10 protein-coding genes are annotated in these 10,608 nt (G+C 68.5%); 6 read left to right on the top strand and 4 right to left on the bottom strand.

Going from position 1 to position 10,608, the window contains the following annotated elements; translation table 11 throughout:
- Window positions 1-213: 213 nt before the first annotated feature.
- The 4 genes from QH195_RS12735 to QH195_RS12720 all read right to left on the bottom strand — a co-directional run bounded on the left by QH195_RS12735 (window position 214) and on the right by QH195_RS12720 (window position 4,767).
- The gene (locus tag QH195_RS12735; protein ID WP_280435526.1) at window positions 214-648 is read right to left on the bottom strand and encodes a hypothetical protein; all 435 of its coding nucleotides are present in this window, start codon (window positions 646-648) and stop codon (window positions 214-216) included.
- 616 nt (window positions 649-1,264) lie between these two features.
- The gene (locus tag QH195_RS12730; protein WP_280435525.1) at window positions 1,265-2,557 is read right to left on the bottom strand and encodes an APC family permease; all 1,293 of its coding nucleotides are present in this window, start codon (window positions 2,555-2,557) and stop codon (window positions 1,265-1,267) included.
- Window positions 2,558-2,653: 96 nt separating this feature from the next.
- Window positions 2,654-3,919 (bottom strand): multidrug effflux MFS transporter, encoded by a 1,266-nt coding sequence (locus tag QH195_RS12725; protein ID WP_280435524.1) that lies wholly within the window; start codon window positions 3,917-3,919, stop codon window positions 2,654-2,656.
- The gene (locus tag QH195_RS12720; protein ID WP_280435523.1) at window positions 3,916-4,767 is read right to left on the bottom strand and encodes an alpha/beta fold hydrolase; all 852 of its coding nucleotides are present in this window, start codon (window positions 4,765-4,767) and stop codon (window positions 3,916-3,918) included. Before QH195_RS12720 ends, QH195_RS12725 begins: the two co-directional genes overlap by 4 nt.
- Window positions 4,768-4,869: 102 nt before the next feature.
- Between QH195_RS12720 and QH195_RS12715 the strand changes: the two genes are divergently transcribed.
- The 6 genes from QH195_RS12715 (at window position 4,870) to QH195_RS12690 (ending at window position 10,523) form a co-directional block, all read left to right on the top strand.
- Entirely contained in the window at window positions 4,870-5,355 is a 486-nt protein-coding gene (locus QH195_RS12715) for a hypothetical protein (RefSeq protein ID WP_280435522.1), read from the top strand.
- On the top strand, window positions 5,352-5,765 hold the full coding sequence (locus QH195_RS12710; protein ID WP_280435521.1) for a MaoC/PaaZ C-terminal domain-containing protein: 414 nt from the start codon (window positions 5,352-5,354) through the stop codon (window positions 5,763-5,765). The genes QH195_RS12715 and QH195_RS12710 overlap by 4 nt, the downstream gene beginning before the upstream one ends.
- 86 nt (window positions 5,766-5,851) lie before the next feature.
- Complete coding sequence (locus tag QH195_RS12705; RefSeq protein WP_280435520.1) at window positions 5,852-7,174, top strand: aromatic ring-hydroxylating oxygenase subunit alpha; 1,323 nt, start codon at window positions 5,852-5,854, stop codon at window positions 7,172-7,174.
- A 130-nt stretch (window positions 7,175-7,304) separates the two neighbouring features.
- Complete coding sequence (locus tag QH195_RS12700; RefSeq protein WP_280435519.1) at window positions 7,305-8,645, top strand: deacylase; 1,341 nt, start codon at window positions 7,305-7,307, stop codon at window positions 8,643-8,645.
- The gene (locus QH195_RS12695; protein ID WP_280435518.1) at window positions 8,645-9,598 is read left to right on the top strand and encodes a catechol 1,2-dioxygenase; all 954 of its coding nucleotides are present in this window, start codon (window positions 8,645-8,647) and stop codon (window positions 9,596-9,598) included. Before QH195_RS12700 ends, QH195_RS12695 begins: the two co-directional genes overlap by 1 nt.
- Window positions 9,599-9,650: 52 nt before the next feature.
- Complete coding sequence (locus QH195_RS12690; protein WP_280435517.1) at window positions 9,651-10,523, top strand: alpha/beta fold hydrolase; 873 nt, start codon at window positions 9,651-9,653, stop codon at window positions 10,521-10,523.
- Window positions 10,524-10,608: the final 85 nt, after the last annotated feature.

The following is a 10,608-nucleotide window of genomic DNA, read 5'->3' as shown; positions in this document are numbered from 1 at the left end:
CACCAGGTGACGTGCAGAACCACCTGAACACCCCCCGCCGCTGAGCACGGTCCCGGCTACCGACCGTTGCCGCTTCGAGGCGCAGGGGCGGGCCGCGGGCGCGCGGCCCCCGCGGCGCCCCCCCCCCGCGGCGGGGCGGGGGGGGCGCGGCCGCCCCCGGCCCCCCCCCCCCCCCCCCGTCGAAGCGGCAACGGTCGGTAGCCGGGACCGTGCTCAGCGGCGGGGGGTGTTCAGGTGGTTCTGCACGTCACCTGGTGTGGGCGGCTCACCGCACTGCATACCGCAGCGCTGCTCGACCGGTACCTGGGAGCCGTCGGGATAGGTGCAACTCGCGCTGTCGCAGTCGTAATCGATGCCGTTCGGATCCATCGGCAGCGGTTCGGTGTAGTACGACCAGGCGAAGGTGTCACTGCCCGAAACGGGTGAACAGTAGACGGTGGTGCCGTCGGCCAGATGCCCGACCTGTCCGGGCGCCGCACAGTAACTGTGCAGTTCGACCTGCGGGTTCGGGCCGTTGTCGGTCTGGACCCGGTTGAGGGTCCCGGGGAGAGCGGCCGCGGGAGCGGCGGCGAAGAAGAGGGCGGCGGCCCCGACGGTCGCGCCGAGAAGTCGGGGGCCGACGCGCTGGAGACGCGCTGTTGGCCTCATGGAAGTTCCGTTCTGTCGAGTTGGCAGATCCCGACCGGTCGGACCGATTGATCTTAGCTATGACTGCTGTGTGGTGGCAATGCCCGATCCCCCGGGGACCGGAACGTGAAATGAGCAGGCCGCACAATCTCGGCCTGCTCGTTTCGCACCGCGTGCCTGCATCGCGGCGATGGTGCGGGGATTCGTGATGTTGTTGCCCGCGAGTCAGACGCAGACCTCGGCGCTACCTACTGGAACGCAGATTTCAACCGACCCCAATCCCGGGATGACGGGCTGGGCGGATGCGGCGGGCGCTGCGATTACGCCCAGAGCAAGGGCTATGGTGCTCGCGGCGAAAATCTTGGTGAGTCTGGCAGTCATAACGTTTCCTCTGATCGGCTGAACAGTGACGTCATTCGCGCACGGACTCAGTGTTCGCCGGTGCGGACCCGGATACCAGACAAGGAACAGTCAATTTCCGCCTCCGGCATCACGGTAGGGTCGCAGTACACGCCGTGAGAGGTCGCGCCGCGGTCACGTAGGCCGGCGCAGCGACATTCGCGCTCCGGTGCATTCGCGCTCGGCGGCGCGGAGCGACGGGCACTCCGATCTCCGGTAACCGGGGCTGGAAACCGTTTCAGGACCCTGGATCCGGGCCCGGCGTGCCGGTCGAACCCGGCCTCCGGTGCGCGGCGTAGACGAGGGCACCCAGGGCGAGCACAAGTGTCCCCGTCACCACCGACTGTGCGGGCAGGCCGAAGGCCAGGAGCAGACAACCTGTCCCGCCGACCACCGGGATCAGCCGTCGGGGCCGCCCTTCGGACGGTGCCAGTGTCCAGGCGCAGACATTGGCGATCGCGTAGTACACCAGCACCCCGAACGAGGAGAACCCGATCGCCGCGGTGATATCGACGGTCGCGGCGGTGATAGCCACCACCGCTCCCACAGCCAGCTCGGCGCGATGCGGCACCGCGAAACGCGGATGCACCGCCGCGAGGGCATGCGGCAGATGCCGGTCCCGGGCCATCGCCAGCGTGGTCCGGGAGACCCCGAGGATCAACGCCAGCAGCGACCCCAGCGCGGCGACGACCGCGCCCACGCGCACCATCGGTACGAGCCAACCGGCGCCCGCCGCTTCCACCACATCCGACAGCGGAGCCGTCGCCGTCGCCAGCCCGTCCGGGCCCAGTGTCCGCAGCGCCGCGGCGGCGACGAGCGCGTACACGACCACGGTGATGCCCAGGGCGAGCGGGATCGCGCGGGGGATGGTGCGGGCGGGGTCGCGCACTTCCTCGCCGAGTGTGGCGATCCGCGCGTACCCGGCGAACGCGAAGAACAGCAGACCTGCTGCCTGTAGGACTCCACCCGCGGAGATCTCGGGGCCGGAACCCGGCTCCGGGGCCGGCCCGTCACCGAAGCCCGCCGCGACGACCACTGCGGCGAGTACGGCCAGCACGATCGCCACGATCACCCGGGTCACCAGCGCCGACTTCTGGACCCCGCGATAGTTCACCGCGGTCAGCGCGACCACCGCACCGGCGGCGACGGCATGCGCATATTCGGGCCAGGCGTAGGCGCCGACCGTCAACGCCATCGCCGCGCACGACGCGGTTTTGCCGACGACGAAACACCAGCCCGCCAGATATCCCCAGAACTCCCCGAGCCGTTCCCGCCCGTACACGTAGGTGCCGCCGGACGCCGGGTATCGCGCGGCCAACCGGGCAGATGAGGTGGCATTGCAGTAGGCCACCACCGCGGCCACGGCCAGCCCGAGGAGCAAGCCCGGACCCGCGGCCCGCGCCGCCGGGGCCAGGGCCGCGAAGATTCCGGCCCCGAGCATGGCGCCGAGCCCGATCACCACGGCATCGGTCAGCCCCAGGCTGCGCCGCAATCCTCCCGGCTCACCGGCAGCGGAGGTCTCCGACACCATGTTCCCCTCCCGCTCGGCCTCGCCGCGGCTGTCGAATCGGTTCGACGCCGATGGTAGAGCGAGAAGCACGCTGCGGCAGCGCTCGGCGGCGCCGGTTCACTCCTGACCGCGACCGGCCGGCCGGCGCTCGCCGATCGGGTGTTCGCGGGCCCGGCCGGCGCGTGCGGCGAGGAACCCGGCGAGGGCGAGGGTCGCGGCGGCGGTCATGACGATGGCGATCGCGCGGGCGGAGTTGCCCAGCAGCCCGACTACGGGCGCGGCGACCGCGGCGGCGCCGAACTGGGTGAAACCGACCACCGCGGCCGCGGACCCGGCCACCGAGCCGTGCCGGGACAGCGCCGCGGCGACGGAGTTCGGCATCGTGAGCCCGGTGGCACCCAGCAACACCATCAGCGGAATGGCGAAACCCGCCAGCCCGCCGGTATCCGTTGCGGACACAACGACGAAGACAGCGCCGGTGAGCACGCTCATCAGCAGCGACACCAGGCAGATGAGATCGGGTGACCAGCGGCCGAGCAACAGCACATTCAGTTGCGATGCGCCGATCAGTGCCACGGCGCCGACCGCGAAGGCGAAACCGTACAGCTGGGGGCTCAACTCGAATTGGTGCTGGAGAACGAACGCCGACCCGGCGATATATGCCCACAGCACCGCCCTGACGAGCCCGCAGACCAGTACCAGCAGCACGAAGACGCGGTCCCGGCCGAGGACGCCGTAGGCCCGGAACAGCGAGGCGGTCCCACGCCGGGCCCGCGCGGCCGGTGGGAGGGTTTCCGGCAGGGACCGGCAGCCGAGCAACACCATCACCACACCGAGCCCGGCGAGGGCAAGAAACACCCCGTGCCAGGAGACCACGGAGATGAGCAGGCCGCCGATCGAGGGGGCCAGCACCGGCGCCACCCCCATCACGAGCATCAGCCGGGACAGTACGACCGCCGCCTCCCGGCCGGTGAACAGGTCGCGGACCACCGCCATGGCGATGACCGCGGTGGCCGCGGCACCGACACCCTGGAGCGTGCGTAAGCCCGCGAGTACCGCGACCGAGGGGGCGAAGTAACACGCCACCGAGGCCGCGACGTGGACGGCCGACCCGGCGATCAACGGCCGGCGCCGGCCGTAGACGTCGGACAGTGGACCGATGACGAGCTGGCCCAGCGCCAGCCCGATAAGGGTCGCGGTGAGGGTGAGCTGGATCGTGGCGTCGCTGGTCGCCAGATCGGCGGCGATCACCGGCAGCGCGGGCAGGTACATATCCACCGTGAACGGACCCAGCGCGGTGAGCGCGCCGAGAGTCAGGACGAGGCGAATCCGATTGTGGTATGCAGGCGTTCGCGCGACCGTGGTCTCACGGCCCGCGATCACGGATGCTGCTGGTTCAGGAAACCGGTCACCACGCTGTAGTAGTCGTACGGGCGTTCTTCCTGCAGGTGGTGCGAGGCCCGGTCCATGACGTAGAGATGGCCGCGCGGCACCATCCGGGCGAGCATCAGCGGGTAGTCGGGCGTGAGAAACGCATCGTGCATACCCCACGCGAAAAGTACGGGCGCCTGGATCATCCCGAGTTCGGCCGACAGGTCCTGCCAGTCGCCGCGTGGATTGTCCGATCGCGCGGCCAGAGCGGTTTCCCCGGGGTCCAGGCTCTGCTGATACCGCATCTCGAGGGTTTCCTCGGGCAGCCGGCTGCCGTCGAACCATTCGAGTCCGGTGATGAGCCGGCGCATCTTCTCCCGGGTCGGGCCTTCGCCGCCGTAGTACACGTCGCGGGCATTGCGGCCGCGACGCCCGGCCTCGGGCAGCGGTGCGAGAGGGCCGTAGAACACCGGCATACTGCCCGTGATCACCAGGGTGCGGACCCGCTCGGGGTATTTGGCCGCAAGGTTGAGCGCGATGGTGCCGCCCCACGAATTACAGACGAAATCCGCGCGGTCGATACCCAGTTCGTCGAGCAGGGCCACCATTTTCGCGGCATGGAAATCCCACATCGGACCGGTGATCGTGCATTTATCCGATTTGCCGTACTGCAGCAGGTCCACGAGCAGTGCCCGGCGGTCTCCGGCGAACAGTTCCGCGACCGGCCCGAAGTCCGACCAGGCGGTGCAGCCGGGACCGCCGCCGTGCAGGAAGAGCGTGGGTGAACCGGCACCCATGTCGTGGTAATGGAATTTCACACCGGCCGCGGTGGCGTACAAGCTGTTCGGTCGAGATGCCATGGGAACACTCGACCGCATAGCGGCGCTCAGCCAAAGGTTCGCGGTCCGCTGGACGGTCCGGGCCTGTTGGCCGCCGGGCCCCGGGATTCCTAGCGTCGGTCCATGACAGATGATCTGGAAACCGTGCACGCACGGGCCACGGCGCTACTCGGTGCCGTGGCGAAACGGGAGTTGGGCCGGGTGCGAGCCGCGGAGGCGATTGCCTTCGCGCGAGCCTGCGGGGAGGACGATACGCGTTACCTCGATCCGCGGCACCCGGCGTTCGCGGTGCATCCGCTGTATCTGCCGAGCCGGTTGCGCGGACCCGAGGGCGCACGCGACGAGGAATACCGGCCCGACGGCATGTTCGCCGACGAGGTTCCCGGGACGGCCGGTCTGGCAGTCCGGCTGATGGCCGGCGGGCAGCGTATCGATTTCCGCCGCGCGACGCCGCTGTGCGAGAACATCGAGGTGCGCCGCATTGTCGAACGGGTCGATTGGAAAGGCCGGGGCAGCACGCGTTTCGTGCTGATCACCGTCGGCAAGGCCTACTACGCGGCCACTGCCGGGCACCTGCTGTCGGTGACGGAAGGATTCATCGTCCGATGAAGGAGATCCGCCCGCCCCGGGCCGGCGATATCGTCGAACCCGTTCGGCTGCAGACCGATCCGATTCGCATACAGCGGTTCGGTGCCGCCACCCACAACGCCCACCGCATCCACTACGACACCCTCGCCGCGCGCGCCGAGGGTCTCGACGAGCCGGTGGTGATGGCGCAGCTGCACGGCACGCTCTTCTTCCGCGCGGCGGCCCGGTATGCCGGAGACCCGGCCGCTGTGCGCTCGGTGAGCTGGCAGAACCGGGCACCGGCGGCCGTCGGTGCGACCTTGATCGTCACCGGTGTGGTCGGAGAGGCCGAGGACGGCATGGTGACCCTCCATTTCGAGGAGCATGACGAGGCGGGAACCGTCTGCGCGATCGGTCGCGCCGTGGTCGCCGCCGGGCCTCCGGTCTGCTGAGCGAACCCGATCCATTGGGTGCCGCCGCCGCCGGGCCGAAGATCGGTGCCACCGGACGATCTCGCATCGAGAGGAACTGAACCCATATGACTGGTGTCGAGGCACCGGCCACCCGGCCCACGCTCCCGGAGCGCGCACGGGCGGCGGGCCGGCAGGACTGGACGGCCTGGCCGTACTACGACCAGGCGGGCAGCGGCTACCGCGGGTACTGGTATCCGGTGACGTGGTCGAATCACATCACCGGGACGCCCACGAGCCATACGATCTGCGGTGAGAAGCTGGCGCTGATCCGGGACAACGGAACCGCCTATGCCCTGCACGACCGGTGCCCGCATCGTGGGGTGCCGCTGTCGGAGGGGGATCAGCAGTTCCCGGGTACCGTCAGCTGCCCTTACCACGGCTGGACCTTCCGGCTGACCGACGGCCAACTCGCCGCCGTCATCACCGACGGGCCCGATTCGAAGGTCTGCGGAAAGCTCGCGGTGCAGACCTACCCGGTGGCCGAACGGCTGGGTCTGGTGTGGGTGTACATCCCGATCGGGAACGAACCGGCGCCACCGATCGACGAGCAGCTGCCCCGGGAACTGGTGGAGAACGAGGGCATCGTGGGCGGCCGGATCCAGCCGCGCCGGGGCAATTGGCGTTTCGCGTGCGAGAACGGGTTCGATGAGGGGCACGCGAAATACCTGCACCGCACATCGCTGTGGCGGCTGTTCAAACCCATGCCGACGTGGAATATCACCCGGATCGTGCCCGAGGGCCGCTGGATCTACCGCGTCCAGGACGAGGTGCACTGGGAGGCCGACTTCCCCGGCGTCGGCACCTGGACCAACAAGCGCTGGTGGAAGAAGAAGCCGGACGAGACACAGATTTCCCAGATCGGGAATGTGGGAGCCGGGTTACGGACCGACCCGGTGATCGAAGCGCAGAACTTTCCCGGCTTCGCCTCCCTGGCGATGCCCGGTGTCCTGCGTATCGCGTACCCGAACTTCATCCACTACGAGTTCTACGTTCCGGTGGACGACGAACGGCACAACTACGTCGGGTTGATGGTCAATTTCGTGACCGGGGTGCGCAAGCTGGGGTTCTACGCGAAATACCTGGGTGCCATCCGCTGGCTGTTCCACGGTCAGTTCTCCGGCCAGGACGAATGGATGGTGAGCGTCACCGACGCGCCTCCGGAGAAGCTCTACCGGCCGGATATCTCGCTCACCGCCTGGCGAAATCTCGCCGAAGCGGAGTACGCCGACAAGATCGCGGCCGCCGTGGCTCATCAACCGGTGAAGCCGCAACGGCCCGTCCGGGGGCGGAGGTCGGCCGCAAGTGACACGGCGGCAACGAAATCCGGCACCGCGGCGACGAACGGTGCGCCACAACCCAGTGCTCCGGCCACTGCGGAGACCGAGTAGCGAAGGAGGAGCTCATGCGCAGAATCTTTGCCGGCATCGCGGCCGGTATCCTGCTGGCCGTCGGCGCACCGAAGGCCTGGCGTTTTCTGGCCGCGCGGAACAACACCCAGATTCATCAGGTCAGCCCGCAATGACGGCCGTGGCCGACCCACTCGCCGGACTCGACGAACAACGCCGCTCCTGGACCGAACGGGCCTGGGCTGCTCTGGATTACGCACGCCTGCGGGAACTGGTCACCGGATTGGTCGATATCGCCAGCCCCACGGGCGACGAAGCACCGCTGGCGCGGCATATCACCCAGGTGTTCGCCGGCGCCGGTATCGAGGCCCACACGATGGACCTCGACGACCGGCAGGCCAATTCGTGGGCCCGCGTATCCGGTGACGGTACCGGCCCGGACCTGATGCTCTATGCCCCGATCGACACCGTGACGAGCGGGACCGAGCAGGAGGACCTGCCCTGGGCGGGCGATACCCTCCGCTCGGATATGACGGCGCGGGCACTGGTGGACGGCGACTATGTCACCGGGCTCGGCGCCTCGAACCCGAAGGGGCACGCCGCGTGCGTCATGGCGGCCGCCGAAGCGATACACACGGCCGGGGTACCGCTGACCGGTGACCTGATCGCCGCGTTCGGTGCCGGCGGGATGCCCACGAACGCCCGGCCGGACGGCGGCAGTTCGCGGCGTAACACCGGCCAAGGCGTCGGCTGCTCGTTTCTGCTGGAGCAGGGAGTGTGGGCGGATTTCGCGCTCATCGCCAAGCCCGGATGGACCGTCTCGTGGGAGGAGGTCGGCCTGACCTGGTTCGAGATAGTCGTACACGGCAGCCACACCTATGTCGGATCACGGCACCGGCTGCCCTATCGCAACCCGGTCGCGCTCGCCGGTGCCGTGGCGGCGCGGCTGGAACAGTGGTTCCCGAGCTACTCGCAGGCGCATCAGGACGGGCTGGTGTGCCCGCAGGGCATGGTCGCCAATATTCGCGGCGGGTGGCCGCGTACGGCCTCGTTCACGCCGGAACAGGTCCATATGATGGTGGACCTGCGGCTGAGCCCCCGGACGACACCGACCGCCGCCAAACGGGAACTACTGGCCGCGGTGCGGGCGATCGCCGGCGAGCTGGACGCGCGTATCGATGTCGAACAGATCCTGGCGATCCCCGGCGAATCATCCGATCCACGAATGTGGCTGTGCCGCAGTGCAGTCGATGCCTGGGAGGCGCTGACGGGGCAGCCACATCTCGAGGTTCGCGATGCCAGTGGCGCGACGGACGCCAATATCCTGCGCGGCCGGGGGATACCGACCGTCCGGGTGGGCATGCCGAAGGTGGCCGACGCGCCCTTCGAGGTGGATTTCGCCCGCGGAATGAACACCGTGGATCTGCGGGCGGCCGAACAGTTCACCCGGTATCTCGTGCGGGTGGCCGTGGATACGGCGACCCGCACACTCGAGGAAGTAGGTATCGACTGATGGCGGATATCGTGCTGGGGGTGGGCGCGTCGCACAGCACGCTGATGAACACCCACTGGGAGCAGACCACCCACAAAGCCGAAGCGGAACGCTTCCGCGACGGACTGTACGCGGCCCGGGACCGGATCGCCGCCGCCCGACCGGATGTGGTGATCCTACTGGGATCCAACCACTTCCGCGGTTTCTGGCTCGATCTCATCCCGCCGTTCACACTGGGGGTCGGCGAATGCATTGCCAGCGGTGAGTCGGGTACCCCGAAGGGGCCGCAGCAGGTCGATATCGGGATGGCCCGCCATCTGGCCGATTCCCTTGTCGAGGGCGGCCGGTTCGATCCGGCGTTCTCGGCGCGGCTGCAGATCGACCACGGTCAGTCACACGCCATCCAGTACCTGCTGGCGGGCTTGGACGTCCCGATCGTGCCGCTGGTGGTGAATGTTTTCGCGCCGCCGCTACCGACCTTCGAACGATGTGCCGAATTCGCGGTCGCGCTGCGGGAGGCCGTGGCCGCCTACCCGGCGGGCAGCCGCGTCGTGGTGATCGCCTCCGGTGGGCTGTCGCACCGGCTGCCCTGGCCGGACTGGCGGGACCCGCACGGTGACGACGAGGACTTCATGGTGCGCGCATGGCTCGACGGCCGGGAGAACTGGGCCGATTACGACGTACGGCGGCGGCAGATAATCCGCGCCGCCGAAGCCGCGATTTCGCCGGAATTCGACAACCGGGTCCTCGAACTGTTCACCCTCGGCAAGGCCGCCGAACTCGCCGGATACAGCACCGCCGAACTCGAGGAAGCGGCCGGCAACGGGGCGCAGGAATTGCGGACCTGGCTGATGATGGCCGCGATGCTCGACTATGTCCCGGGGGAGCGGCTGGCCTACGAAGCCGTCCCGGAATGGCTCACCGGAATGGGCGTCACCGTCCTGGATCCTGCGCGGCGGCCCGCCATCCGGTGACGAATACCGCGCCGGGCACCCGATTCTCACCTTTCACCGACAAGGATTCGATATGACCATCTGGAACGAACTGACCGGCGTGGATTTCGCGCTGAAAACCGTCGACGCAGCCGGTATTCCCACCCGCGCGTTGCAAGCGGGAAGCGGGGCCGAAGCGGTGATATTCCTGCACGGCACCAGCGGGCATCTCGAAGCATTCGCCCGCAATATCGTCCCGCATGCCGCCCGGTACGAATGCCACGCCATCGATATGCTCGGCCACGGCTACACGGGTAAGCCCGATCGTCCGTACGAGATTCCGCGCTATGTACAGCACCTGCTCGACTACCTCGACGCGGTGGGGCTGGACAAGGTGCATCTGGTCGGCGAATCACTCGGTGGCTGGGTCGCGGCGTATCTGGCCAGTGATCGCCCCGAACGGGTGCTCTCGCTGCAACTGCTCGCGGCGGGCGGCACTGTGGCGAACCCGGAGGTCATGGAGCGTATCCGCACGTCCACGACCAAAGCGGTGCAAAGCGACGATATCGAGCTGACCCGCGCCCGGTTGCGGTTGCTCATGCACGATGCCGCCGATGCCACCGAAGAGCTGGTGCAGGTCCGGCACCGGATCTACCACGAGCCGGATTTCGTCGCCAATATCGGCAACCTGCTGTCGCTGCAGAACATGGAGATCCGGCAGCGCAATCTGCTGCGTCCGGATCGGCTGGCCCGGATCACGGCGCCGACCCTGGTGGTATGGGGCCACGAGAATCCCTTCGGGGATGTGCCCGAGGCCGAAAAGCTCGCCGCCGATATCCCCGGCGCGCGGTTGCAGCTGTATCCCACGTGCGGGCATTGGCCGCAGCACGAAAAGGCCGAAGAGTACAACCCGCTGAGCCTGGAATTCCTGGCCGAAGCTTCCGAGCGAGCAAAAACGGCCGTTTAACGATACTCCGGCTGTCAAGCCCATCCGGGGGGGGGGGGGGGGCCCCCCGCCCGCCCCCCCCCGGCGGGTTTGGGGGGGGGGGGGG

It is taken from the genome of Nocardia carnea (genome assembly GCF_029868855.1).
GTDB lineage: Bacteria > Actinomycetota > Actinomycetes > Mycobacteriales > Mycobacteriaceae > Nocardia > Nocardia carnea_A.
Note: the sequence above shows the minus strand (reverse complement) of the source record. Positions and strands in the feature narration are given on the sequence as shown.

Coding starts and splice junctions, on each gene's coding strand:
- QH195_RS12730 (WP_280435525.1), bottom strand. CDS start 2,557: ATGGTGTCGGAGACCTCCGCTGCCGGTGAGCCGGGAGGATTGCGGCGC.
- QH195_RS12690 (WP_280435517.1), top strand. CDS start 9,651: ATGACCATCTGGAACGAACTGACCGGCGTGGATTTCGCGCTGAAAACC.
- QH195_RS12735 (WP_280435526.1), bottom strand. CDS start 648: ATGAGGCCAACAGCGCGTCTCCAGCGCGTCGGCCCCCGACTTCTCGGC.
- QH195_RS12715 (WP_280435522.1), top strand. CDS start 4,870: ATGACAGATGATCTGGAAACCGTGCACGCACGGGCCACGGCGCTACTC.
- QH195_RS12705 (WP_280435520.1), top strand. CDS start 5,852: ATGACTGGTGTCGAGGCACCGGCCACCCGGCCCACGCTCCCGGAGCGC.
- QH195_RS12700 (WP_280435519.1), top strand. CDS start 7,305: ATGACGGCCGTGGCCGACCCACTCGCCGGACTCGACGAACAACGCCGC.
- QH195_RS12720 (WP_280435523.1), bottom strand. CDS start 4,767: ATGGCATCTCGACCGAACAGCTTGTACGCCACCGCGGCCGGTGTGAAA.
- QH195_RS12695 (WP_280435518.1), top strand. CDS start 8,645: ATGGCGGATATCGTGCTGGGGGTGGGCGCGTCGCACAGCACGCTGATG.
- QH195_RS12710 (WP_280435521.1), top strand. CDS start 5,352: ATGAAGGAGATCCGCCCGCCCCGGGCCGGCGATATCGTCGAACCCGTT.